This is a genomic window from Streptomyces sp. NPDC005784, from assembly GCF_042871525.1.
Classification (GTDB): Bacteria; Actinomycetota; Actinomycetes; order Streptomycetales; family Streptomycetaceae; genus Streptomyces.
This window is the reverse complement of the sequence record NZ_JBIAIQ010000032.1, coordinates 77,456-103,262: the sequence shown is the minus strand read 5'-3', so window position 1 is coordinate 103,262 and position 25,807 is coordinate 77,456. Positions and strand designations below refer to the sequence as shown.

Annotated in this window: 18 protein-coding genes; 2 read left to right on the top strand and 16 right to left on the bottom strand. The window is 71.1% G+C overall.

Annotated features, from left to right (window positions below):
* From ACFYR3_RS34920 to ACFYR3_RS34910, 3 genes are all read right to left on the bottom strand, one after another.
* On the bottom strand, positions 1–932 hold a 932-nt coding region (locus tag ACFYR3_RS34920; protein ID WP_389285918.1), incomplete at its 3' end, for a thiamine pyrophosphate-binding protein.
* A gap of 227 nt (positions 933–1,159) precedes the next feature.
* On the bottom strand, positions 1,160–4,474 hold the full coding sequence (locus tag ACFYR3_RS34915; RefSeq protein ID WP_389285916.1) for a putative bifunctional diguanylate cyclase/phosphodiesterase: 3,315 nt from the start codon (positions 4,472–4,474) through the stop codon (positions 1,160–1,162).
* A gap of 219 nt (positions 4,475–4,693) precedes the next feature.
* The gene (locus tag ACFYR3_RS34910; RefSeq protein ID WP_389285914.1) at positions 4,694–5,635 is read right to left on the bottom strand and encodes a 2-hydroxyacid dehydrogenase; all 942 of its coding nucleotides are present in this window, start codon (positions 5,633–5,635) and stop codon (positions 4,694–4,696) included.
* Between the two features lie 76 nt (positions 5,636–5,711).
* On the opposite strand from ACFYR3_RS34910, the gene ACFYR3_RS34905 reads away from it, so the two are divergent.
* Both ACFYR3_RS34905 and ACFYR3_RS34900 read left to right on the top strand, forming a co-directional pair.
* On the top strand, positions 5,712–6,716 hold the full coding sequence (locus ACFYR3_RS34905) for an aldo/keto reductase (RefSeq protein ID WP_355856871.1): 1,005 nt from the start codon (positions 5,712–5,714) through the stop codon (positions 6,714–6,716).
* Between the two features lie 104 nt (positions 6,717–6,820).
* Positions 6,821–7,993 carry a PQQ-dependent sugar dehydrogenase gene (locus tag ACFYR3_RS34900; RefSeq protein WP_389285912.1) on the top strand — a complete coding sequence of 391 codons (1,173 nt, stop codon included), beginning with the start codon at positions 6,821–6,823 and terminating at the stop codon, positions 7,991–7,993.
* A gap of 121 nt (positions 7,994–8,114) precedes the next feature.
* Here ACFYR3_RS34900 and ACFYR3_RS34895 read toward each other — a convergent pair whose 3' ends face one another.
* From ACFYR3_RS34895 to ACFYR3_RS34835, 13 genes are all read right to left on the bottom strand, one after another.
* Positions 8,115–11,168, bottom strand: a complete 3,054-nt coding sequence (locus ACFYR3_RS34895; RefSeq protein WP_355856865.1) for an AAA family ATPase — start codon at positions 11,166–11,168, stop codon at positions 8,115–8,117.
* Positions 11,169–11,332: 164 nt separating this feature from the next.
* A complete protein-coding gene (locus ACFYR3_RS34890; protein WP_355856862.1) occupies positions 11,333–11,530 on the bottom strand; it encodes a hypothetical protein in 198 nt (65 codons plus the stop codon).
* 175 nt (positions 11,531–11,705) lie between these two features.
* On the bottom strand, positions 11,706–12,329 hold the full coding sequence (locus ACFYR3_RS34885) for a hypothetical protein (protein ID WP_355856859.1): 624 nt from the start codon (positions 12,327–12,329) through the stop codon (positions 11,706–11,708).
* A 35-nt stretch (positions 12,330–12,364) separates the two neighbouring features.
* Entirely contained in the window at positions 12,365–12,940 is a 576-nt protein-coding gene (locus tag ACFYR3_RS34880; protein ID WP_355856856.1) for a GNAT family protein, read from the bottom strand.
* Complete coding sequence (locus tag ACFYR3_RS34875; RefSeq protein ID WP_355856853.1) at positions 12,918–15,215, bottom strand: MMPL family transporter; 2,298 nt, start codon at positions 15,213–15,215, stop codon at positions 12,918–12,920. The genes ACFYR3_RS34880 and ACFYR3_RS34875 overlap by 23 nt, the downstream gene beginning before the upstream one ends.
* Positions 15,216–15,399: 184 nt before the next feature.
* Positions 15,400–15,918, bottom strand: a complete 519-nt coding sequence (locus ACFYR3_RS34870; RefSeq protein ID WP_389285909.1) for a hypothetical protein — start codon at positions 15,916–15,918, stop codon at positions 15,400–15,402.
* Positions 15,919–16,017: 99 nt separating this feature from the next.
* Entirely contained in the window at positions 16,018–17,532 is a 1,515-nt protein-coding gene (gene gatB / locus ACFYR3_RS34865; RefSeq protein ID WP_355856847.1) for an Asp-tRNA(Asn)/Glu-tRNA(Gln) amidotransferase subunit GatB, read from the bottom strand.
* A gap of 16 nt (positions 17,533–17,548) precedes the next feature.
* Positions 17,549–17,779, bottom strand: a complete 231-nt coding sequence (locus ACFYR3_RS34860; RefSeq protein WP_355856882.1) for a hypothetical protein — start codon at positions 17,777–17,779, stop codon at positions 17,549–17,551.
* Between the two features lie 8 nt (positions 17,780–17,787).
* Positions 17,788–19,293: an Asp-tRNA(Asn)/Glu-tRNA(Gln) amidotransferase subunit GatA gene (gatA, locus tag ACFYR3_RS34855; protein WP_355856844.1), complete on the bottom strand. Its 1,506-nt coding sequence runs from the start codon at positions 19,291–19,293 to the stop codon at positions 17,788–17,790.
* A gap of 5 nt (positions 19,294–19,298) precedes the next feature.
* On the bottom strand, positions 19,299–19,595 hold the full coding sequence (gene gatC / locus ACFYR3_RS34850) for an Asp-tRNA(Asn)/Glu-tRNA(Gln) amidotransferase subunit GatC (RefSeq protein ID WP_190154674.1): 297 nt from the start codon (positions 19,593–19,595) through the stop codon (positions 19,299–19,301).
* A gap of 475 nt (positions 19,596–20,070) precedes the next feature.
* Entirely contained in the window at positions 20,071–22,314 is a 2,244-nt protein-coding gene (locus ACFYR3_RS34845; RefSeq protein WP_355856840.1) for a bifunctional diguanylate cyclase/phosphodiesterase, read from the bottom strand.
* Between the two features lie 260 nt (positions 22,315–22,574).
* Complete coding sequence (gene ligA, locus ACFYR3_RS34840) at positions 22,575–24,770, bottom strand: NAD-dependent DNA ligase LigA (protein WP_389285906.1); 2,196 nt, start codon at positions 24,768–24,770, stop codon at positions 22,575–22,577.
* Positions 24,771–24,785: 15 nt separating this feature from the next.
* Positions 24,786–25,793, bottom strand: coding sequence for a methionine synthase (locus ACFYR3_RS34835; RefSeq protein WP_389285904.1), 1,008 nt, complete (start codon positions 25,791–25,793; stop codon positions 24,786–24,788).
* Between the last annotated feature and the right edge of the window lie 14 nt (positions 25,794–25,807).

Here is a 25,807-nt window from a genome sequence, read left to right as displayed (position 1 = left end):
GTGACCCGGTCGTCGAAGCGGGCCCCGAGGGCGACGATCAGGTCGGCCTTCTGCAACGCGGTGACGGCGGTGACCGAACCGTGCATGCCCGGCATTCCCACATGCAGCGGGTGGCTGTCGGGGAATGCGCCGAGCGCCATCAGGGTGGTGGTGACGGGCGCTCCGGTGAGTTCCGCGAGGACCTTCAGCTCGGCGGTCGCGTTCGCCTTCAGGACACCGCCGCCGACATACAAAACGGGCCGCCTGGCCTGGGTCAGCAGTTTGGCGGCCTCACGGATCTGCTTGGCGTGCGGCTTGGTCACCGGACGGTAACCGGGCAGGTCCTGGGCCGGCGGCCACTGGAAGACGGTCCGCGCCTGGAGGGCGTCCTTGGCGATGTCGACAAGGACCGGACCCGGCCGGCCGGTGGAGGCGATGTGGAAGGCCTCCGCGATCGTCCGCGGGATGTCCTCGGCCTTGGTGACCAGGAAATTGTGCTTGGTGATCGGCATGGTGATGCCGACGATGTCCGCCTCCTGGAACGCGTCCGTGCCGATCGCCTTGGACGCGACCTGCCCGGTGATCGCCACGAGCGGCACCGAGTCCATGTGCGCGTCCGCGATCGGCGTGACCAGATTGGTCGCACCCGGGCCACTGGTCGCCATACAGACACCGACCTTGCCGGTGGCCTGCGCGTAACCGGTGGCCGCATGGCCCGCACCCTGCTCATGGCGCACGAGCACATGCCGCACCCGGCGGGAATCCATCAGCGGATCGTAGGCCGGAAGGATCGCACCACCGGGAATGCCGAATACAGTCTCGGCCCCGACCTCCTCGAGCGAGCGAATGAGGGACTGCGCACCCGTGACGTGCTCGGGGGCGGACTGCTGTCCTCCGGAACGGGGCCGCGGCTGCGGATGGTGGGCCCCGGTGGCCTGCTCGGTCATCGGCATTCTCTTCTCGATGCTGAGGGTTTTTGCGTCTTTTGTGCGATGTACGACTGGTGCCTGTGCAACAAAAAACCCCTCGTGCCGTGAGGCAAGCGAGGGGAGCGCGCCGGGTGCGGTCGCTGGGTGTTCCGGACATTTCCGGTGACCACCTAGCTTCAGCCGACGCGCTTTCCAAGTACGAGAATTCGGGTGCGCATGGCATTGACCCTCCCCCCGGCACACACCGACTGTCAAGTGGGTGGGACGGGAGTCTCATTATGTGAGCGGAGGGCCGTTCCACCCCCCAGAACAACGGGCACTCCACTCGTATACACCCCGGCGCCGCCACCAGCGAACACCGGCTCGGCCGGTCCGTTGGGCACCGGATAATGGCCGGAAGAAAGCGCTCTGCGCAGCCGGTACTCGTCCAGCGGCCCGGAGAACGCCATGCCCTGCCCATGGGTGCACCCCATCGCGCGCAGGGCGACGACCTGCTCCGGAAGATCCACCCCGTCGGCCACGGACTGCAGCCCCAGATCGGTGGCGATCCGCAGCAGCCCACTGGTGATCTTGTGCAGCCGGGCGGACTCGACGACTCCCTCGACCAGACTCCTGTCGAGTCGCAGCACGTCGACGGGGAGCCGCCTCAGCGCCGTGATCGCCGCGTAGCCGCTGCCGAAGCCGTCCAGGGCGATCCGCACCCCCAGACGCCTGAGCGCGTTCAGCCGGCGCTCCAGCTCGTCCAGGGGGACCCGCGGATCGGCGTCGGACAGCTCGACGATCAGGCCGCCCGAGGCGAGCCCGTGCCGGGTGAGCAGGGACTCCACGGAGCCCAGCGGCATCGAGCGGTCCAGCAGGCGTCGGGCCGTCATCCGGACCGCGACCGGCACCGCGATGCCCGCGGCGGTGCGCTCGGCGGCCTGCTCGACGGCCTCGTCGAGCATCCAGCGGCCCAGCTCGGCGGTCCTTTCGCTGTCCTCGGCGACGCGCAGGAACTCGGCGGGCGTGAAGAGCACCCCTTGGGAGGAACGCCAGCGCGCCTGTGCGGTGACCGACGCGATCCGGCCGTTCTCCAGCGACACCACGGGCTGGTGCAGCAGGGCGAACTCGCCGTCCTGGAGGGCGGAGCGCAGCCGGGTCGCCAGCTCCGCCTTGCGGACCACGTCCTGCTGCATCTGCGGCGCGTACAGCTCGACGCGGCCCTTTCCGGCCGCCTTCGCGCGGTACATGGCGAGGTCGGCGTTGCGCAGCAGCTCCCCGGCGCCCAGGCCGGGTTCGGCGAAGCCGACGCCGATGGAGGCTGCGACCCGGACATCGTTGCCGTCGATGCAGTAGGGCTGGGAGAGCCTGATCCGCAGACGGTCGGCGAGTTCCAGTATCTGCTGCTCACGGGCGGTGCGGTCGCGGCCTCCGTCGCCGACGATGAGGGCCGCGAACTCGTCCCCGCCCAGCCGGGCGGCGGTGTCGCCGTGCCGGACGGAGTCCTGGAGCCTGCGGGCGGCCTGGACGAGCAGCTCGTCGCCGGCCTGGTGTCCGATCGTGTCGTTGACGGCCTTGAAGCCGTCGAGGTCGATGAAGAGGACTGCGGTGCCCCGGTCGGAGGAGCGGCGCCCGGACAGGGCCTGCTGGACGCGCCGGGTGAACAGCGCGCGGTTGGGCAGGTCGGTGAGCGGGTCGTGCTCGGCGTTGTGCTGCAACTGCGCCTGGAGCCGGACGCGTTCGGTGACATCACGGCTGTTGAAGATCAGGCCGCCGTGGTGCCGGTTGACGGTGGACTCCACGTTGAGCCAGCCGCCGTCGCCGGACCGGAACCGGCACTCGATGCGAGTCGTGGGTTCCTCGGCATGACTGGCCGCGAGGAAGCGCCGCACTTCGTGGACCACGCAGCCGAGGTCCTCGGGGTGGATGAGCGAGGCGAGCTCGGAGCCGACGAGTTCCTCGGCGTCGCGGCCGTACACCCCTGCCGCGGCCGGGCTGACGTATCTCAGGATGCCGTTCGGTGCGGCGATCATGATGACGTCGCTCGAACCCTGCACCAGGGAGCGGAAGTGGTTCTCCTTCTGGGCCAGCTCCTGGGTGAGGGTGATGTTGTCGAGCAGCATGATGCCCTGGCGCACCACGAGGGCGAGCACGACGAGGCCGGCGGTGACGAGCACCACGCGGTCCACATTGCGTCCGTTCAGAATGTTGTAGAGGATCCCCAACGTGCAGACGGCGGCGGCCAGATAGGGCGTCAGCGCGGCCAGCGATCCGGTGATCGGTCGCGTCGCCGGGTAGCGGCCCTGTCCGGGGCCCTGGGGATTCGCGTGCGCGTGTCCGCCCTGCTGTCGCTCGTACCGGCGCTCCGGCTCGCCGTGCTGTCCTTGGGGTTCGCCGGACCCGGGGCCCTCCGGCGAGGCTCCCGGTGATCCGTACGGCGCGTGGCTTCCCGGAGGCCCGTGCTGTCCTTCCCGGCGCTGTCCCGGGATGCGCTCGTGCACCACGCGCGCGTGGTCCTCCGAGCCCTGCTCGTACGAGCCGTGCGGATCCATGCCGTGCCGGTCCGGGCCGTACTCGTCGAGGTCGTGCTCGTCGATGTCCTGCCCGTCGGTGTCGTGCCCGTGCCGGGTGACGACCCAGGGGGCGTACGCGAGGAGCAGCGAGCCGGCGAACCAGCCCGCGTCGAGGAGCTGACCCGAGTGGTAGCTGTTGTGCAGGAGGGGCGAGGTGAACAGGGCGTCGCACATCACGGTCAGGGCGAGCGCCCCGATCGCGGTGTTCACCGCCGACCTGTTCACCGACGAACGCCTGAAGTGCAGCGCGAGAACCATGCTGACCAGCGCGATGTCCAGCAGCGGGTACGCGAGCGACAGCGCGGTGTGCGCGACGCTCGGCCCGTCGAACTTCGCGGCCTGGGCGAGCGCCAGGCTCCAGGAGAGGGTGAGCAGCGATCCGCCGATGAGCCAGGCGTCCAGCGCGAGACACACCCAGCCCGCCTTGGTGACGGGCCGCTTGGCCAGCACCAGCAGCCCGACGATCGCGGGGGGCGCGAAGCAGAGGAAGAAGAGGTCGGCGTAGCTCGGGGTGGGAACGGGGCGGTCGAGGACGACCTCGTACCACCCCCAGACCAGGTTTCCGAGCGAGGCCATCGCCGAGGAGAGCGCGAACAGCAGCCAAGCGGGTCGGAAACGGCTGCGGCGACTGCGGGCGTAGAGGAAGCAGGAGACCGCCGCGGTGGCCGCCGCGACGCTCAGCCCGAAGTCGCCCATGACCAACGCGAGACTCGTGGAACCCCAGCCGAGCGCGGAACCGACGGCGTATCCCGCGCACACCAGGGCCAGCACGAGTTGCGAGAACAGGCCCGTCCCGCCGTCGAAGACCGTCCGACGGGTCAGCAGCACCCCTGGGGAGCTCACCGGGCCCACCCGGTCCGTGCCCCGGGGTCCCGCTGGTCCCGGTGTGCCGGGTGCGCGTGCCTCCGGCGGCCGCCGGGCCTGCGGTGGTGATGGCCGCCGTGGCCGCGGCTGTGCGCGGCCGCGCGCCAGGGTCGTCGGCGGCGGCCCCGCCGCGTCGGATCGTTGGTCCATAGGCCGTACATCGCCCGTCGCCCCCCTCGCAGTCTCAATGTCCGTCCCCGGCGCCGAACGGTGCGCGGCGCAGCCCCTGTCGGGACGATACACCAGCCTCGTCACTCAGGGACATAGTTCCTCTACGCTCCGTAACGACCAGGGGCTATGTCGGCACTGCCCGCATTCGGAGAACTGCGGAGGGTGCCCGAAGCGGACTCGGAGCGAACGGGACGTTGCTCAGGTGCCGGTGGTAAGGACCACGTTGCGCAGCGGCTCCCGGTTCACGAAAAGGGTCAGCTGATCCGCCAGCAGCCGCTTGGCGCGCGGCCAGAACGCCGAGGTGGGCCCGCCGACATGGGGGCTGATGAGCACACCGGGCGCATGCCACAACGGGTGCCCCGGGGGCAGCGGTTCCGGGTCGGTGACGTCGAGGGCCGCGGTGATGCGCCCGCGCTCCAGCTCGGTGAGCAGCGCCGAGGTGTCGACGACGGGGCCGCGGGCCACGTTCACCAGGAGTGCGCCGTCCTTCATCCGGGACAGGAAGTCGGCGTTCACCAGGCCGCGGGTGGCGTCCGTGAGGGGCGTGGACAGCACCACGATGTCGGATTCGGGGAGCAGGGAGGGCAGTTCGGTGAGGGGGCGCACGGGACCGCGCGCCGTGGCACGGGAGGAGCGTGCGACGCGCGCGACCCGCGCGAGCTCGAACGGCACGAGCCTGTCCTCGATGGCGGACCCGATCGACCCGTACCCCACGATGAGGACGGACTTGTCGGCCAGCGAGGAGCGGAAGCCCGAGCGCCACTCCTCCATGTCCTGGCCCCGCACGAAGTCGGGGATGCCGCGCAGCGAGGCGAGGATCAGGGCGAGGGTGAGCTCGGCCGTGCTCGCCTCGTGCACCCCCCGGGCGTTGCAGAGCACCACGCCGGGCGGAAGGGACTTGAGACTCGGCAGGACGTGGTCGATGCCGGCGGAGAGTGTCTGCACGGCCCGGACCGACGTCATTTCGGACATCGGCCGCTGCGAGACGGCGGGCGGCTTCATATAGGGCACGACATAGAACGCGCAGTCGGCCGGATCCGCGGGAAACTCCTGGTCGCCGTCCCAGAAGCGGTAGTTGGGGCCCTCGGGGAGTCCGTCGATCTCGTCGGCGTGAAAGGGAAGCCAGACATCGGAAGTCATGGTCAGGAGGTTATGCCAGGCGCCCATGCGCGCAGAGGTTAGGTTGGGGGGCCAACCGAGGGAGGATCACGGCCAGGTGGAGCGCAGAACGATCGGGGCAGCGGCGCTCGATGTGGGGGCGGTCGGGCTCGGATGCATGCCGATGAGCTGGGCCTACACCGGGTCGCAACAGCGCGGCGAGGAATCGCTGCGCGCGGTGAACGCGGCGCTCGACCAGGGTTCGACACTGCTCGACACGGCCGACATGTACGGCCCCTTCACCAATGAACTGCTCGTCGGACGGGTGCTCAAGGAGCGGCGTTCCGAGGCCTTCGTGTCGACCAAGGTCGGCCTGCTGGTGGGCGATCAGCACATCGTCGCCAACGGCCGCCCCGGCTATGTGAAGCGGGCGTGCGACGCGTCGCTGCGCCGCCTCCAGACGGACGTGATCGATCTCTATCAGCTGCACCGCGCGGACCCGGAAGTGCCGGTCGAGGAGACCTGGGGCGCGATGGCAGAGCTCGTCTCGGCCGGAAAGGTGCGCTCGCTCGGGCTGTGCGCGGTGGGTGCCCGGTCCGCCCGCCGAGCGGGGGCACGTTTGCACGACGGAACGATCCGGCAGCTGGAACGGGTGCAGCAGGTCTTCCCGGTGAGTACCGTGCAGGCCGAGCTCTCGGTGTGGTCGACGGAGGCGCTGGACGCGCTGCTGCCGTGGTGTGCGGCGCGCGGGGTCGGGTTCCTCGCCGCGATGCCCCTCGGCAACGGCTTCCTGACCGGCACGCTGACCCCCGGCGAGGGCTTCGAGCCCGACGACCTGCGGGCCCGCCATCCGCGCTTCACCGCCGAGATGATGGCCGCGAACCAGCCCATCGTGGTCGGTCTGCGGCGCGTCGCCCGGCGGCACGGCGGCGGCCGTCCCGTCACGCCCGCGCAGGTGGCGCTGGCGTGGGTCCTGGCGCAGGGTCCGCACGTGGTCCCGGTTCCGGGAGCCAAGCGTGAGCGCTGGGTGACCGAGAACGCGGGGGCGGCCGGGCTGCGGCTGACCGCGGAGGATCTCGCCGAGGTGGCGGGGCTTCCGGGGGCACTGGGATCCTGGGACTGAGCGGCGCTTCCGGATCCCGGCGCGGAATTGCCCGTCCGTGATCGGGAACCCGTGGAACGCGAGCGGTGTATGAACAGGAGGACCGCCGCGTCGAAGGGACACTGATGGTGCAAGTTCGAACAGTGACAGTCGTGTTGGCCACGACCGCGCTTCTGGTGACAGCCGGCTGTTCCTCCGGCGGCGGCGGGGGCTCGGCCGGTCCGAGCGGGCTCCCGGGCATCGGGAGTACGGCGCCGACCTCGTCGTCCTCCCGGAGCGCCGCCCCCGAGGAGACACCGCCCGCGAAGGGCTCGGTGAAGGTCCTGCGCACCGTCACCGAGGATCTCGACACTCCCTGGGGCCTCGCACCGCTGCCCGGGGGCGGTCTGCTGGTGTCCTCGCGGGACAAGGGGACGATCACCCGGATCGACGAGAAGACCGGCAAGAAGACCGTGCTGGGCGAGATCCCCGGGGTGGCCCCGGCCGGCGAGGGCGGTCTCCTGGGTATCGCGCTCTCCCCCGACTACGCCTCCGACCACATGATCTACGCGTACCTGACCACGGCCTCCGACAACCGCATCGTCCGCGTGCTGTACGACGAGCGGAAGCCGTCCGGCGAACAGCTGGGCGCACCGGACACGATCTTCAAGGGCATACCCAAGGGCGTGATCCACAACGGCGGGCGGATCGCGTTCGGTCCGGACAGGATGCTGTACGCGGGCGCGGGCGAGACGGGTGACCGGGGCCTGGCCCAGGACAAGAAGTCGCTCGGCGGGAAGATCCTGCGGATGACGCCGGAGGGCGAGCCCGCGCCGGGCAATCCGTTCCCCGACTCGGTCGTGTACTCGTACGGGCACCGCAATGTCCAGGGCCTCGCCTGGGACGACAAACAGCGGCTGTGGGCCTCGGAGTTCGGCCAGGACACCTGGGACGAGCTGAACCAGATCAAGCCGGGCGACAACTACGGCTGGCCGGTGGTGGAAGGCATCAGCGACAACACCAAGTACCACAACCCGATCGTCCAGTGGCACACCGACGAGGCCTCCCCGAGCGGGATCGCCTACGCCGGGGGTTCCATATGGATGGCGGCCCTCAAGGGCCACCGCCTGTGGCGCATCCCGTTGAACGGCACCAAGGCGTCCGCGGCACCCGAGGCCTTCCTGAAGGGCGCATACGGCCGCCTCCGTACGGTCGTCTCCGCCGGCGGCGACAAACTCTGGCTGACCACGAGCGAGACCGACGGCCGCGGCACCCCCGTGAAGGGCGACGACCGACTCCTGGAGCTGGAGGTGAAGTAGGAAGCGGGGGCTGGGCGTGGACTCCGGGTCCGATTCAGGATCCGGCCGGCTCTCGGGCCGGGCCTCGGGCCCGTGTTGAACACGGCGCCTCCCTCGGCCCGGATCCCTCGCAGCGCGGCCCTCAGCCGACCGCTCGGGCAGCCGGGGTCTCCGGGGGGAACAGCCGCAGTCTGTGGGCCAGTGCCGCCGCCTCCCCCCGTCCTGAGACGTCCAGCTTGGCCAGGATGTTCGAGACGTGGACGCTGGCCGTCTTCGGGGAGATGAAGAGTTCCTGGGCGATCTGGCGGTTGCTGCGGCCGACCGCGACAAGGCGCAGGACGTCGCGCTCGCGGCTGGTGAGGCCGAGTGCGGCCGCGGGGTCGGCGGGAGCGGTCCGGGACCGTTCGGGGGCGTGCTCCAGGGTGAGGCGGGCGCGCTGGGCGAGCAGGGCGACGGCGTCGGCGAGCGGGCGGGCGCCGAGATGGTCGGCGGCGGCGCGGGCCAGCCGGAGGAGTTCCGTGGCGCGGGCGCGCTCGTCGTCGTCCGCGCCCGTGAGCAGCAGGGCCTCGGCGAGGCGGAGGCGGACCCGGGCGAGGTCGTAGGGGCGCTCCAGGGGTTCGAGGGCCCCGACCACCTCGGACCACTGGTCCGGGGTGCTCACGCCGTCGGCCCGCTGGAGTTCGGCGCGGACCCATTCGGCGTGGGCGAGCCAGACGGGGGCGCCGGTGGCCAGGGTCTTCGCGGCCGTACGGATGCGTTCCAGGGTCGGTGCGCGGCCGGGTTCGGCGACGGGCAGGCCGCGGGCGTCGGCCTCCGCGGTGACGGCGGCCAGCAGCAGCGGCCAGCCGTAGCGCTGGGTGCCGGGCGGGAAGCCCGCGTCCAGGGCCTGCTCCAGGACGGCGCGGGCGTCGAGGAAGCGGCCCTCGCCGGCGGCGATGCCGATGGTGGCGCACAGCAGCGGCAGGGAATGCTGCGGCATCGGGTCGTGGGTGCCGAAGTGGCCGCGGGCAGCGGCCAGTTGGCGTCCCGCCTCGATGAGGTCACCGCGGGCCAGGGCGACGGGCGCGAGGCGGGAGGCGCCCACACCGGAGGCCTTGCCGCCGAGTCCGATGGCCAGGGCGCTGCGCGCGGCTTCGGCGGCCTCGTCCCACCGGCCGAGTGCGTACAGCGATTCGGAGAGGTTGCCCCAGACCCAGGCCTGGGTGTCCAACAGGCCGTTCCGACAGGCGAGTTCGATGCCCTCGCTCAGGATCGTGACGGCCTCGCGGGAGCGGCCGACCGATTCCAGATGGGAGGGCAGGTTGATGTGCAGACGGCCCACGACATAGGCGGCGCCCTGCCGGTTCGCCCGCTCCCTGACCCGGTACATCTCCGCGAGCCCGGCCTCGACGTCCCCCGCGTCGACCATCAGGCCGCCGAGGGTGAGCCGGGCGTTCAGCTCCGTGTCGCGGGCACCCACCATGTGCGCGTACTCCACGGCGCGTTCGGCCGCGGAGAGGGCGCCGTGGCCCGGTTGATGGACCATGCACCAGGCGGCGACCATGGACAGGACCTCGGCGTGCACCTCGGAGGGCGGCAGACCGCGCACCAGGTCCTGGGCGGTGGCGAGTTCCTTCCAGCCGTCGCCGCGGACCTGTGCCTGGACGAGCCGCGAGCGCTGGATCCAGAACCACGCGGCGCGCAGCGGGTCGCCCTCGTCCTCCAGGAGGTGCAGTGCCCGCTTGGTCGTCTTCAGGGCACGCTCGCGCTCCCCGCACAGCCGGCCGGCGACGGCGGCCTCGGCCATCAGGTCGAGGTAGCGCAGGGGTGTGGTCGCGGGGTCGCAGCCGCAGGGAGGGTAGGCCTCCACGTAGTCGATGGGGCGCAGTTCGGCCCGTACGGCGTCGGGGACCACCTCCCACAGCTCCATCGCCCGCTCCAGGAGCCGCAGTTGCTCGGAGTGGGCGTGCCGGCGGCGGGCTTCGACCGAGGCGTCGAGGACGGCGGGCAGGGCCTTGGCGGCGTCATGTGCGTGGTACCAGTAGCTGGCCAGGCGGGTGACGCGCTCGTCGGCCGGTACGAGTGCCGGGTCGGCCTCCAGGGCCTCGGCGTAGCGGCGGTTGAAGCGGGAGCGCTCGCCGGGCAGCAGGTCGTCGCTGACGGCCTCGCGGACCAGGGAGTGGCGGAAGCGGTAGCCGTCGCCGCCGGGCGAGGCGATCAGGATGTTGGCGCCGACGCAGGCGCGCAGGGCCTCGATGAGGTCGTCCTCGGCGAGCTGTGCCACGGCGGCGAGCAGGGGGTACTCGACGGTGCTGCCGCCCTCGGCGACGATCCGGGCGACCCGCTGCGCGCTCTCCGGCAGTCCTTCGACGCGGACGAGGAGCAGGTCGCGCAGGGTGTCCGTGAGCCCCGTACGACAGCCTTCGTGGGCGGCCACGGCGAGTTCCTCGACGAAGAAGGCGTTGCCGTCGGAGCGGGCGAAGATCTCGTCGGCCTGGGCGGTGTCGGGTTCGCGGGCGAGGATTCCGGCGATCTGACGGCCGACCTCGGCCCGGCTGAAGCGGCCCAGCTCGATGCGGCGGACGGTGCGGAGGCGGTCGAGCTCGGCGAGCAGGGGGCGCAGCGGGTGGCGGCGGTGGATGTCGTCGGCGCGGTAGGTGGCGATCACGACGAGGCGGCCGCTGCGCAGCGTGCGGAAGAGGTAGGCGAGCAGATGGCGGGTGGAGGCGTCGGCCCAGTGCAGGTCTTCGAGGACGACGACGACCGTGCGGTCCGCGGCGACCCGCTCCAGGAGGCGGGCGGTGAGCTCGAAGAGGCGGGCCATGCCGTCCTCCTCGTACTGCCGTCCCCGGGTCGTCTGCGCGAGCTCGGGGAGCAGCCGGGCGAGTTCCTCCTCCTGTCCGGCGGCCGCGGCGGCGAACTCGTCGGGCAGGTTGCGGCGCAGGGCGCGCAGGGCGGTGGAGAACGGTGCGAAGGGAAGGCCGTCCGCGCCGATCTCGACACAGCCTCCGCAGGCGACGACGGCACCCTCGCGGGCGGCGACGGTGGCGAACTCCTCCAGGAAACGGGTCTTCCCGACGCCGGCCTCGCCGCCGAGCAGCAACGCCTGCGGCTCGCCCGCGGCGGCGCGGGCGAGCGCTTCGTTCAACATCCCCAGTTCGTCGGCTCTTCCGACGAACACCGGGCTGACGGACCTGGTCTCCACGGGCCCGAGCATGGCACAGGGGTCCGACAGGGCGGCAGCGGTTATCGGGACGGCGAGCAGTGCCCCGCCCGCCGGCCGGCCGCCCGGCGGGAGACGGCCGGCCGCCGTTCGGCCGCCTTCCCGCACACCCTGTGGACGTCCGGGTGCCCCGTGTCTATCCACGGGCGCCCCGGTGCTCATACGACGCGGGCGGACCGGTGCCGGCGGGGACGGTCGCTATGGGACTGCCCCTCCATGTCGTCCTGTGCGGACCGGTGGGCGGCCGCGCGGCGGGCGGCCCGGCGGCCGCTCACGGCCTCCTTGGCGAGCCGGTAGGTCTGGGCCCTGCTGATCAGTTCCGCGGACCGGATCTGCTGGAGCTCGTACTCGAACATCTCGTACCCCTGGTGAAGAGTCGGTTTCGGCCTCGCTCGTCGGCGATGCCTCAACCCTCGTCTCCCAGGGGGGTGCGCCACATCGGGAGAGTTCCGCATCTTGGGCACGCGAAGGGCCTTAGGGCGGCGGTCAGATGCTTACGCCGGCCCTAAGGCCCCTCAGAGCGGTCGGGATTCAGCCGGCGGAGGGCAGCCCGAGGATGATGTCGGAGTACTTGGCGACCGCGAGCACCAGTCCGACGACGCCGAGCGAGACGCCCGCCCAGGCGACGGACTTGATCCAGGCGGCCTGCGCCTTGCCGGGGGCACCGAACGCGGGCCGGACCAGCACGACGACGCCGACGATCAGCGCGGCCAGCGCGAAGAGGCCGCCGATCAGCGCGGTGGTCGCCCAGGCATCGCCGTAGACCTCCTTGACCTGCGTGGCAACGCTCGCGGTCGACGAGGTCCCGAGCTGGCCGATCAGGGTCTCACGGGCGGCGGCCACGGTGGCGACCCAGCTGCCGGTCAGCGAGACCACGCCGAGTCCGGCGGACACCACGGCGGCGGCACCCTGGCCGACACCGGCGTCCTTTGCCGCGTCGGCGGAGTCGTCCACGAGGTCCTCGTCGGCCTCGTCCGGCTCCTCGGCCTCGTTCCGCTCCTCGACGTCGGCCGCGGTCCCGGCGGCCGCGGCCTCGCTCCCGTTGTCCGTGGACGCCTCGGCCCTGTCGGTCTCGGTGACGTCCACCGTCTGCTCGTCGCGCTTCGCCTCGGTGCCGGTCTCGGCCCCGGCTTCGTCAACTGTCTTGGTTCCCATGAAGCGCACCGTACGGACGCTGTCTGAGAAGTTCCTTAATGCTCTCCGTGAGCGGCGTCCGAGCGTGCGGCACGCCACGCGGGCGCGAGCACGGACCACACCTCGAGGTCGTGCCGGACCCCGCGATGGGGGTGCTTCTCCCGGAGCACGCCGTCCCTGCTCATGCCGAGCCGCCGGGCCACGTTCAGGCTCGGGACGTTGCCCGCCGCGGCGACCCACTCCACGCGGTGGATCCCGCGCTCCTCGACCGCCCAGTCGATGAGGATCCTCATCGCCCGGGTGACCAGACCACGCCCGGAGGCGGCGGGTTCCAGCCAGCAGCCGACCTCGCAGTTGCCCTGTTCCGCGTCGAAGTTCAGGAAGAGCACCCCGCCCACGAGCTTCCCCTCCAGCCACAGACCGTGCAGGGACCCGGTACCGGCGGCGCGCATGTCGGCGTACCTCTGGAGGTGCGCCCGCGCGGACGGCACGTCCGTGGACTTGGACCCGAAGGGGATGAACTGCCCGATGAACTCGCGCCCCCGGTCCAGGTGGGCCAGGAACTCCTCGGCGTGCCACGGCTCCAGGGGCCGCAGTTCCGCTCCGTCGTCACCCAGGGATATCGCGTACATCCCGATCCCGCTCCTTCGTCAGTACGTCCGTCACCTCGGCGTCCGCCGCGCGGCCCAGTACGTCGGCCGCCTCGGCGTCCGTGGCCTCGGCCAGCCTCTCATGCGCGGCACGGCACTCGGGGGGCTCGATGCTGATGCGCGGCAGCCTCCGGTCGAGCCAGCGGGGCAGCCACCAGTTGGCGTCGCCGAGCAGGTGCATGAGGGCGGGGACGAGGAGCGTCCGCAGGATGAAGGCGTCCAGGGCGACGGCGGCGGCGAGGGCGATGCCGAACATCGCGATGACACGGTCGCCGCTGAGCACGAAGGCGAGGAAGACCGAGATCATGATGACGGCGGCGGAGTTGATCACCCGGCTGGTCTCGGCGAGGCCGACCCGGACGGCGCGCCGGTTGTCACCGGTCTCCAGCCACTCCTCGTACATCCGGCTGACCAGGAAGACCTGGTAGTCCATGGAGAGCCCGAAGAGCACCGACACCATGATCACGGGCAGGAACGGCTCGATGGGACCGGCGGCGCCGAGGCCGAGCAGTTCGCTCCCCCAGCCCCACTGGAAGATCGTGACGACGACTCCGAAGGCGGCGGCGACGGCGGCGATGTTCATGACCGCGGCCTTGAGCGGGATGCCGATCGAACGGAACGCGAGCAGCAGCAGGACACAGCCGAGGCTGATCACGACGCCGACGAAGAGCGGGAGCTTGCTGACGATGACGTCCGCGAAGTCGTCGTAGCTGGCCGTCACACCGCCGACCTGGACATCGAGGGCGGTGCCCGACTCGGCGCGCGGCAGGACGTCGGTGCGCAGCCTGTCGACGAGATCGCTGGTCTTCTGGGACTGCGGCGCGGAGGTCGGGACGACGGTGAGGAGGGCGGTGTCACCGGCGGTGTTGTACGTCACCGGGGTCGCCGAGGCGACACCCTCGGTGGCCCGCAGCGTGGTGTCCAGGTTGTCCAGGGCGAGCCTGTCCTCGGCGCCGCCGACCTTGGTGACGAGGGTCAGGGGCCCGTTCACTCCGGGACCGAAGCCGTGCCCGATGAGGTCGTACGCCTGCCGGGTGGTCGTCGTCCTCGGGTCGTTGCCCTGGTCGGAGGTGCCCAGGTGGAGCGAGAGCGTGGGCAGGGCGAGCAGGGCCATCACTACGACGGCCACGGCACCGAGCAGCTTGGGGTGGCGCTCCACGAAGGCGGACCAGCGGGCGGCGAACCCGGTGGCCATCTCCGGCTCGGGCCCGTGCTCCTCCAGTCGTCGCCGTTCACGGCGGCTGAGTGCGCGTGGACCGATGAAGGAGAGCAGTGCGGGCAGCAGGGTCACGGAGGCCGCGACGGTGAGGACGACGGTCAGGGAGGCGGCGATCGCGACGCCGTTGAGGAAGCTGAGCCTCAGGATGAGCATGCCGAGCAGGGCGATGCAGACGGTGGCGCCGGCGAAGACGACCGCGCGTCCGGTGGTGGCGACGGCGTTCTGCGCCGCCTCCGCCACCGGCAGCCCGCGTTTGAGGCCGCGCCGGTGTCTGGTCACGATGAACAGCGCGTAGTCGATACCGACGCCGAGGCCCACCAGCATGCCGAGCATGGGGGCGAAGTCGGCGACGGTCATGGCGTGCCCGAGGAGCACGATGCCGAAGTACGCCGTGCCCACGCCGACCAGGGCGGTGGCGATGGGCAGCATGGAGGCGGCGAGCGAACCGAAGGCGAGGAAGAGGACCACTGCGGCGACGGCCACGCCGACGATCTCGGCCAGGTGCCCGCCGGACGGTTTGGTGAGGGCGATGGCGGTGCCGCCCAGCTCGACGTCGAGTCCCTTGGTCTCGGCGGCCTTCGCGGCGCCGACGACGGCCTGGACCTCGCCCTTGTCGAGGTTCTCGGCACGGTCGGCGAAGGTGATGGTCGCGTACGCCGTCCGGCCGTCCGAGCTGATCCGGCCGTCCGAGTCGGTCCGGCCCGACCCCTGGTGCGCGTACGGGCTGTCGACGGAGGCCACTCCGGGGAGCTTCTCGATCTTGTCGAGGGCGCGGGTCATCGGCTGTTCGACGCCGGCGGAGCGCACGGTGCCCGAGCCGGTGTGCCAGACCACGGTGTCGCTGTCGCCGCCGAGGCCCGGGAAACCGGTGTTCAGGAGCTGCGTGGCGTGGCCCGATTCGGTGCCGGGGACCTCGTAGTCGTTCGAGTACGCGGAACCCGTCACGGCAGCGGCGGCAGTCACACCGCCGAAGGCCAGAAGCCAGAGAAGAACGGCGACGAGGCGATGCTGGACACACCAACGTGCGAGGGCTGCCACGAGCGAGCTCCCAGGGGGGATTTTTGGATCTTTATCGGGAACTGCCCGCAAAGAACGCATGACTAATGCGCCATCACTCTTACAGCCGTAAATGATCCTTTGTCGCGTTCGTGGGCTTACTCACAGGACTGCGACTCATGTCACAGGACATTCCTGTGGGCTCTGTCACCCCGCCCGACATCGCTCAGTCGAGCTGGTCACCCACGGCCATGACCATCACACCGACGATCATCAGCCACAGCGCCCGCCGGGTGCGGCCCTTGGCCCCGAGCACCGACGCGCCGGCGCACAGGACGGCTCCCGAGGCGTAGGAGAGGGGTATGAGGGCCCTCGTGGAGGTGGTGGAGCGCATCGCCGACGCGGCGAGCCCTGCGACGGTCAGCAGGGCTCCTGTCCCGACGGCGGTCCAGCGGGCCCGGCGCATCTCCTGGTCCTGATCCTCGTGGTCGGGATCCTCCTGGCCCTGAACCTCGCCGTCCTGCACCTCTTCGCCCTGCACCTCTTGGTCATGAACCTCTTGGTCATGATCCCCGCGGTCGGACGTCTCGCGGGCGGGCGTCTCGCGGTCCTGCTCCTCTTTGTCCTGCTCCTCTTTGTCCTGAACCTGCGGGGGCTGAACCACCGGGTCCTGGACCCTGCCGTCACGCGTCTCGCGGTCGTGCGTTTTGTGTTCGTGCGTCTCGGAGTCGGTGCTTCCACTCATGGCGCGCGAGCGTAGCGCGTTGACCTGAGCACGCCGACACAGACCCCAGGGGGTGCATCGGTTGCGATGCACCCCCTGGGATGTGGGAAAACCCGGATCTCAGCCTTCGCTGACGCCCAGCTTCTCCAGGATGAGCTCCTTGACACGGGCCGCGTCGGCCTGGCCGCGGGTGGCCTTCATGACCGCGCCGACGAGCGCGCCGACGGCCTGGACCTTGCCGCCACGGATCTTGTCGGCGATGCCCGGGTTCCCGGCGATGGCCTCGTCGACGGCGGCGGTCAGCGCGCCCTCGTCCGAGACGACCTTCAGGCCGCGCTTGTCGACGACCTCGTCCGGGGTGCCCTCGCCGGCGAGGACGCCTTCGATGACCTGGCGGGCGAGCTTGTCGTTCAGATCACCGGAGGTGACCAGCTCGGCCACCCGGGCGACCTGCGCCGGGGTGATCGGCAGGTCCTCCAGGGCCTTGCCCGACTCGTTGGCGCTGCGCGCCAGCTCGCCCATCCACCACTTGCGGGCGGAGCCGGAGTCGGCACCGGCCTCGATCGTCGCGACGATCGAGTCGATGGCACCGGCGTTGAGCATCGACTGCATGTCGTGGGCGTTCACTCCCCACTCCTCGCGCAGCCGGTTGCGGCGGGCCAGCGGCTGCTCGGGCAGCGTGGCGCGCAGCTCCTCGACCCAGTCACGGGACGGGGCGACGGGGACGAGGTCGGGCTCCGGGAAGTACCGGTAGTCCTCGGCCTCCTCCTTCACGCGGCCCGAGGTCGTGGACCCGGTGTCCTCGTGGAAGTGGCGGGTCTCCTGGATGATCGTGCCGCCGGAGTTCAGCACCGCGGCGTGGCGCTGGATCTCGAAGCGGGCGGCACGCTCCACGGAACGCAGGGAGTTGACGTTCTTCGTCTCGGAGCGCGTGCCGAACTTCTCGCGGCCGTGCGGGCGCAGCGACAGGTTCACGTCGCAGCGCATCTGGCCCTGCTCCATACGGGCCTCGGAGACGCCGAGCGCCTTGATGAGTTCGCGCAGCTCGGCGACGTACGCCTTGGCGACCTCGGGGGCCCGCTCGCCCGCGCCCTCGATCGGCTTGGTGACGATCTCGATGAGGGGGATGCCTGCCCGGTTGTAGTCGAGCAGCGAGTGGGACGCGCCGTGGATACGGCCGGTGGCACCGCCGACGTGCAGCGACTTACCGGTGTCCTCCTCCATGTGCGCGCGCTCGATCTGCACGCGGAAGATTTCGCCGTCCTCCAGCTGGACGTCCAGATAGCCGTTGAAGGCGATCGGCTCGTCGTACTGGGAGGTCTGGAAGTTCTTCGGCATGTCCGGATAGAAGTAGTTCTTCCGGGCGAAGCGGCACCACTCGGCGATCTCGCAGTGCAGCGCGAGGCCGATCTTGATGGCGGACTCGACACCGGTCGCGTTGACGACCGGGAGGGCGCCGGGCATGCCGAGGCAGGTCGGGCAGGTCTGCGAGTTGGGCTCGGCGCCCAGCTCGGTCGAACAGCCGCAGAACATCTTCGTCTTGGTGCCGAGTTCGACATGGACTTCGAGGCCCATGACGGGGTCGTACGTAGCGAGTGCGTCCTCGTACGACACCAGGTCGATCGTGGTGGTCACGGTGAAAACTTCCCTCTCAGCCCAGCAGGACGTCGTCGTCGCCCAGGCGCTTGAGCTCCCGGTAGAGGATGGCGAGGCCTGTGACGATGGCGGCGGCGGACACGGCCGCGTCGATGAGGCGCAGCGTGTCGTTTTCTTGGCGGGCCTTCTTGACCTGCTTCGCGACACCGAAGGCACCGAACGCCGTGCCGGCGATGGACAGATACGTGCCGGACTTGGACTTCTTGAAGCCCTTGGCCTTGGACATTGCCTTGCTCACAGCGACGGAGCCTCCTCAAGCAGCGGGTGCCCCCACTTTTCCACGAAGGCGGCCTCGACGGCGGCGCCGACCTTGTAAAGGCGGTCGTCCTTCAGCGCCGGGGCGATGATCTGCAGACCGACCGGGAGGTTGTCCTCCGGCGCGAGACCGCAGGGCAGCGACATGGCGGAGTTGCCGGCCAGGTTGGTCGGGATGGTGCACAGGTCCGCGAGGTACATCGCCATCGGGTCGTCGGCACGCTCGCCGATCGGGAAGGCGGTGGTGGGCGTGGTCGGGGAGACGATCACGTCCACCTGCTCGAACGCCTTCTCGAAGTCGCGCGTGATGAGCGTACGGACCTTCTGGGCGCTGCCGTAGTACGCGTCGTAGTAGCCGGAGCTGAGCGCGTATGTGCCGAGCATGATGCGGCGCTTGACCTCGGGGCCGAAGCCGGCCTCACGGGTGAGGGCGGTGACCTCCTCGGCGGAGTGCGTACCGTCGTCGCCCGTACGGAGGCCGTAGCGCAGGCCGTCGAAGCGGGCGAGGTTGCTCGAACACTCGGACGGGGCGATCAGGTAGTACGCGGAGAGCGCCAGGTCGAAGGACGGGCAGTCCAGCTCGACGATCTCGGCGCCCAGTTCCTTGAGCATCGCGACGGCCTCGTCGAAGCGCTGCACGACACCGGCCTGGTAGCCCTCGCCGCGGAACTGCTTGACGACACCGACGCGCATGCCCGTCACGCTGCCGTTGCGGGCGGCCTCGACGACCGGCGGGACCGGGGCGTCGATGGAGGTCGAGTCGAGCGGGTCGTGCCCGGCGATGACCTCGTGCAGGAGGGCCGCGTCGAGGACCGTACGGGCGCAGGGGCCGCCCTGGTCGAGGGAGGACGAGAAGGCGACCATGCCGTAGCGGGAGACCGCGCCGTACGTCGGCTTGACGCCGACCGTGCCGGTGACGGCGGCCGGCTGGCGGATGGAGCCGCCGGTGTCGGTGCCGATGGCGAGGGGCGCCTGGTAGGAGGCGAGGGCCGCGGAGGAGCCGCCGCCCGAGCCACCGGGGATCCGGGTGAGGTCCCAGGGGTTTCCGGTCGGCCCGTAGGCGCTGTTCTCGGTGGAGGACCCCATGGCGAACTCGTCCATGTTGGTCTTGCCGAGGATGACGACGTCGGCGGCCTTCAGCCGCTTGGTGAGGGTCGCGTCGTACGGCGGGATCCAGCCTTCGAGGATCTTCGAGCCGACAGTGGTCGGGATCCCCTCGGTGGTGAAGATGTCCTTGAGCGCGAGGGGTACACCGGCGAGCGGGCCGAGCTTCTCGCCGGCCGCGCGCTTCGCGTCCACGGCACGCGCCTGGGCGAGGGCGCCCTCGCGGTCGACGTGCAGGAAGGCGTGCACCTTCTCGTCGACGGCGTCGATCCGGGCGAGGTGGGCCTCGGTGACCTCGACGGCGGTCAGTTCGCCGGCCGCGATCTTCCCGGCGATCTCGGCCGCGGTGAGCTTGATGATGTTGACGTTGGTGTCCGTCATGGTGATTAGTCCTCCCCCAGGATCTGCGGCACCTTGAAACGCCGCTGCTCCTGGGCCGGGGCGCCGGAGAGCGCCTGCTCGGGGGTGAGCGACGGACGGACCTCGTCCGCGCGCATGACGTTCGTCAGCGGCAGCGGATGAGAGGTCGGCGGTACGTCTTGGTCGGCGACCTCGCTGACGCGGGCGACCGCGCCGATGATGTCGTCGAGCTGGCCTGCGAAGTGGTCGAGCTCTTCGCCCTTCAGCTCCAGACGCGCCAGCCGTGCGAGGTGGGCGACCTCCTCGCGCGTGATGCCAGGCATGCAGCGATCCTCTGGGGTGAGTGCGGTGTGTTTTGGCCCAATCCTATGGGGCTCGGGCCGATGCCCGCGCCCGGGTTTGCCGGGGCACGCCCGCGGCCAGGCCTCCGGCCGGTCGTCTCCCACCCGCGCACCACCCGTTCACCGTCCCCCGGCAAGCCGAACTCTCCCGTTCGGCTGTTCGGCCGTCCCGCCGTCGGCGGCGATCGGCCGACCGACTCCCCGGCCTCCGGCCGGTTGTCTCCCACCCACGCACCACCCGTGACAGTCTTCCAACAGGCTCGGCCCCCTCGTGGCGCGCCTTCCCGCCGCAGGCGTCGTGCGGTGGGGAGGGGGCATGGCCGCAGACGCGGCCTCCCGCGCCCCCCGACGCGGCGGACGCCGACGGCGAAAGGCCCCGGGGGAGAGCGCACCTGTCCGGAGACAGTCACGGGTGGTGCGTGGGTGGGAGAGGTCCGGCCGCAGGCCCGAACCGGAGCTACTCGGCGGCGGGAAGGGCGGCTCGCGGGCGCTGCCAGCCGCGGGAACCGCGGGCCAGCAGCCACGCCGTGGCCTCCTCCGGAGGCATCGCCGCGGCGACCAGCCATCCCTGGACGGCGTCGCAGCCGAGGTCCCGCAGCCGCTCCCACGTCTCGTCGTCCTCGACGCCCTCCGCCACGACGAGGAGACCCAGCGAATGCGCGAGATCGACGGTGCAGCGCACGATCTCGGCGTCCTCGGTGTCCACGGCGAGCCGTGCGACGAACGAACGGTCGATCTTCAGCTCGCTGACCGGAAGCCGGCGCAGATGGACCAGAGAGGAGTAACCGGTACCGAAGTCGTCCAGCGACATCTTCACGCCGTGCCCGGTGAGGGCCGCCAGAGTGTCGGCGGCACGCTGCGGGTCCTCCAGGAGCACGTGCTCCGTTATCTCCAGTTGGAGCGCTCCCGCGGGGACTCCGTGCCGCGCGAGGCGGGCGGCGACGGCACCCGCGAACCCCGGTGTGTGGACGTCACGCGGCGACACGTTCACCGCGACCGGCACGTACAGCCCCTGGGCCCGCCAGCGCGCAACCTGTCCGAGGGCCGTCTCCAGGACGTACTCGGTGAGGTGGGGCATCAGCCCGGACGACTCGGCGATGGCGATGAACTCGTCCGGCGGCACCTTGCCGCGCTCGGGATGCACCCAGCGGACCAGTGCCTCGAGTCCGGCCACCTGTCCGTCGAAGCGGACCTTGGGCTGGTAGTGCAGTTCGACGTCACCGGTGTCCAGCGCCCGGCGCAGGTCGCCCAGCAGGCCCAGCCGGTCGGGGGTGTTGGAGTCCCGCTTGGACTCGTACACCTCCACACCCGTGCGGTCCCGCTTCGCCTGGTACATGGCGATGTCCGCCCGGCGCAGCAGCCCCTCCGCGTCGAGCGCGTGGTCGGGGAAGACGGCGAGCCCGGCGCTGGCCTCCAGGACGAGGGTGAGTCCGTCGAGGTCGAGCGGCGAGCCGAGGGCGGCGACCAGATTGCGGGCGACCCGCGTGGCCGAAGTGGTGGAGTCCGCGACCGGCAGTAAGACGGCGAACTCGTCACCGCCGAGGCGCGCGGCCTCCGCTCCGCGCGGCAGTGCGAGCCGCAGCCTGTCGGCTATCTGGAGGAGCAGCCGGTCGCCGGCGAGATGCCCCAGCGTGTCGTTCACCGAACGGAAGCGGTCCAGGTCGATCAGCATCAGGGCGGAGCGGGCGCCGATGCGCTCGGCGTCGTCCAGCGCCGTCCAGGTGCGCTCCAGCAGCCACTGACGGTTGGGCAGGCCGGTCAGCGGGTCGCGCAGTTGCTCCTCGGCCCGTGCGCGGGCTATCCACAGGGTGGAGTCGAGGGCGATCAGCGGGATCGAGAACAGTGGAAGCAGCATCGGCTGGGCCACCGCGACGACACAGATCAGCGGCGCGATGCCGAGCAGGGCCACGGCGACGAGTCCCTGTCTCACCAGGGCCGTACGGGCGACGGTGGGCAGGCCGCCGCCGCGCGGTGCGTTCAGGTACCAGAGCAGGGCGCGGGTGACGGCGAGGTAGGCGCCCGCCACCAGCACCACCTGGGGGGCGGCGTAGAACGTCCAGGCCAAAGGGTCCCAGGGCGTCTCGACGCTCGGGAACCGCCCGAACGACGCGAGGACCAGGGCTCCGGCGCCGATGCCGAGGATGTCGACCGCGCCGTGCAGGACGCCCTGGCGCCAGCGGTTTCGGCGGGCCGTGCCGACCAGGACGACGACGGTCAGGCTGACCATGCCGGCGGGGACCCAGCCGTAGAGCAGCAGGACCGCGAGGGTGAGTGCCGCGCCGGAGCCGGTGCCGCCCCACCAGCGGGCACGGCCGAGGGCGACCAGGTGACCGACGATGATGCCGGTCAGCAACGCCAGCGACCAGCCGACGGCGCCGCACGGGAAGAGCGCGTGGTGACCGGTGAACGCCCGGTAGAAGCCCGCGCCCAGGACGAACACGGCGGTGGCCACGACCGCCGACGGCAGTGCGGGCCAGGACGCATGGCGTTCGGGATCATGGCCGAGCAGGCCGCTGCCGCCGCGCTCCGCGGTGAGACGGCCGACGCCGGGGCCCATGGGAGCGGCGAGCGGTGCGGCGCGCAGCCCGCTCGGGGCGGGGCGCTCCGAAGGCCGTCCCGTCCGCAGGCCTGCCAGCCACGCGCCGGTCATCCGGCGCAGGCGCAGCCGCGAGTCGGGAGCGGCGCTCTCGGTCGGTTCCATTCCCGTCCCTCTCACTGCCGGCGGTGCCCACGCCACGCGGTCCGTTGCCGGCGACAACTGCCGACGGTGCCGCGTCGGAAAACCCTTCCCCTGGCTCGTGCGGAGCAGGGGATGCGCCGGCCGCAGCCGGGCACGGCAGGCGCACACCTCAACAGTAGGCCGCAGAAGGCTTCCACGGGCAGCGGTCGTCGACGGTCGCCCGAATGCGACCCAGCCACCCGTATGCAACTGATATGCGCCGAACGGGTGGTCTTCAACCGCTATTCCTCCACCGGAAGCGCGACTTCCGCCGCCGCGTCCGGTCCTTGTCCGAGCAGGACGGCGAAGCCCTCCTCGTTCAGGACCGGAACCTTCAACTGCATCGCCTTGCCGTACTTCGAGCCAGGATTGTCGCCCACCACTACGAAGGATGTCTTCTTCGAAACAGAACCGGTCACTTTTGCTCCACGGCTCTGGAGTTCCTCCTTCGCCCCGTCCCGCGTGTGGTGTTCGAGCGTGCCCGTGACCACGACGGTGAGGCCTTCGAGCGGGCGGGGGCCTTCGTCCTCGCCCGCGCCCTCGTCCTCCATCCGGACGCCGGCGGCCTTCCACTTGCGGATGATCTCGCGGTGCCAGTCCTCGGCGAACCACTCCTTGAGCGAGGCGGCGATGATCGACCCGACGCCCTCGGTGGTGGCGAGCTCCTCCTCGGTGGCCTCCTCGATCCGGTCCACGGAACGGAACTCCCGGGCCAGCGCCTCGGCCGCGACCGGCCCGACGTGACGGATCGACAGACCGGTGAGGATGCGCGCGAGCGGGCGCTCCTTGGCGGCCGCGATGTTCTCCAGCATGGCAAGCGCGTTCTTCTTGGGCTCGCCCTGCTGGTTGGCGAAGACCGTGGCGATCTTCTCCTCGCCGGTCTTCGGGTCGCGCTTGGGCAGCCCGCTGTCCTGGTCGAGGACGTACGCCTTGATGGGCAGCAGCCGCTCGATGGTGAGGTCGAAAAGGTCGCTCTCGTCCTTCAGCGGCGGCTCGGACGGCTCCAGCGGCTTGGTGAGGGCCGCCGCGGCGACGTACCCGAAGTGCTCGATGTCCAGCGCCCTGCGGCCTGCGAGATAGAAGAGCCGCTCGCGCAACTGGGCAGGGCAGGCCCGCGCGTTCGGGCAGCGCAGGTCGACGTCGCCCTCCTTCATGGGCCGCAGCGCCGTACCGCACTCGGGGCACTCGGCCGGCATCACGAACTCCCGCTCGCTGCCGTCCCGCAGGTCGGCGACCGGTCCGAGGATCTCCGGGATCACGTCACCGGCCTTGCGCAGCACCACCGTGTCCCCGATGAGGACGCCCTTGGACTTCACCACGTCCTGGTTGTGCAGGGTGGCGAACTCGACCTCGGAGCCCGCGACCGTGACCGGCTCGACCTGCGCGTAGGGCGTGACCCGGCCCGTACGGCCCACGCCGACGCGGATGTTGACGAGTTTGGTGTTGACCTCCTCGGGCGCGTACTTCCAGGCGATCGCCCAGCGCGGTGCGCGCGCGGTGGAGCCGAGCCGGCCCTGGAGGGGGATCTCGTCGAGCTTGACGACCACGCCGTCGATCTCGTGCTCCACGGAGTGGCGGTTCTCCCCGTAGAACGCGATGAACTCCCGTACGCCGTCCAGGTCGTCGACCACCTTGGCGTACCGCGTGGTCGGCAGTCCCCAGGTGTGCAGCAGGCCGTAGGCCTCGGAGAGCCGGCCGAGGCCCTCGAAGCCCTCCAGGGCGCCGATGCCGTGGACGACCATGTGGAGCGGCAGGGTCGCGGTGACCTTGGGATCCTTCTGGCGCAGCGAACCGGCGGCAGAGTTCCGGGGGTTGGAATACGGCTTCTGTCCGGCCGCCACCCGACGGGCGTTGAGGTCCTCGAACGCCTCCATCGGGAAGTAGACCTCGCCGCGGATCTCGACGAGCCCGGGGACGTGATCGCCCTTCAGCCGGTGCGGGATCTCCGCGATCGTCATGACGTTGGGCGTGATGTCCTCGCCGGTCCGGCCGGTGCCCCGGGTGGCCGCGCGGGTGAGCCTGCCGTCCTCGTACGTCAGGTTCACGGCGAGGCCGTCGACCTTGAGCTCGCACAGGAAGTGGTAGCCGGACGAGCCCACGTCCTTGGCCACACGGGCGGCCCAGGCGGCGAGCCCCGCGTCGTCGAAGACGTTGTCGAGGGAGAGCATGCGCTCGCGGTGCTCGACCTCGTCCAGGTCCGTCTCGTACTCGACGGCGACCTTCTGGGTCGGCGAGTCCGGTGTGCGCAGCTCGGTGTACTCGTCCTCCAGCGCCTCCAGGGAGCGCAGGAGCGTGTCGAACTCCGCGTCGCTGACGACCGGAGCGTCCTTCACGTAGTACCGGAAGCGGTGCTCCTCGATCTGCTCAGCGAGTTGCGCGTGCTTCTCCCGTGCCTCGGCGGGTACCGATGTGGGCTCTGCGTGCTTTTCGCCGGCCACCGTTGTGTCCTCCCGTTACTCTGGGTTGTCAGCGAGGGATCTCGCCGCCCGGACGCAGTGGGCCAGCGCCTTGCGCGCGAAGTCGGGGGAAGCCCCCGCGAGTCCGCACGACGGAGTGAGCGTGACCGCCTCCGCGAGAAGACCCGGCCGCAGCCCCAGCCTGCGCCACAGCGTCCTGACACCCATGACGCTACCGGCAGGGTCCGACAACGGACCGTCCACGCCGGGGACGACACCGGCGAACAGACGCGTACCGCCCTCGACCGCTTCCCCGATCGCGTCGTCGTCACGCTCGGTGAGGAGCGAGAAGTCGAAGGAGATGGCCGAAACGCCCGCCCGGCGCAGCAGGGCGAAAGGGACGTCGGGCGCGCAGGAGTGGACCACGACGGGCCCTCCGCCGTGTACCCCGACGACGTCCCGGAGCCTGGCCTCGGCGACCTGACGGTCCACGGCACGGTTGGTGCGGTAGCCGCTGGCGGTCGGCACCTGGCCGCGGAGCACGGCGACGAGGGAGGGTTCGTCGAGCTGCAGGACGATCTGGGCGCCGGGAATCCGCCGGCGTACGTCTTCGAGGTGGAGGCGCAGTCCCTCGGCGAGCGATCCCGCGAGGTCGCGGCAGGCGCCCGGGTCGGAGAGGGCGGACTCGCCGTTCCTCAGCTCCAGTGCGGCGGCCAGGGTCCAGGGACCGACGGCCTGCACCTTCAGCGGGCCCTCGTACCCCTGGGTGAACTCCTCCAGGGCGTCGAGGTCCTCCCCCAGCCACGACCTGGCCCGCTTGGTGTCCCGGCCCGGCCGGTCCCCGAACCGCCAGCCGCTGGGCTCCACGCGCGCGAACAGCTCGACGAGCATCCCCGCGGTCCGGCCGATCATGTCCGCCCCGGGCCCCCGTGCGGGCAGTTCGGCCAGGAACGGGAAGTCGTCGAGGGAACCGATGACGGTCTTCGCGGCCTCCCGCGCGTCGCCGCCCGGCATGGACCCGACCCCGGTGGCGGAACCGAACCTGAACTCGCTGTTTTCGCTCACCCCGGAAGCGTACG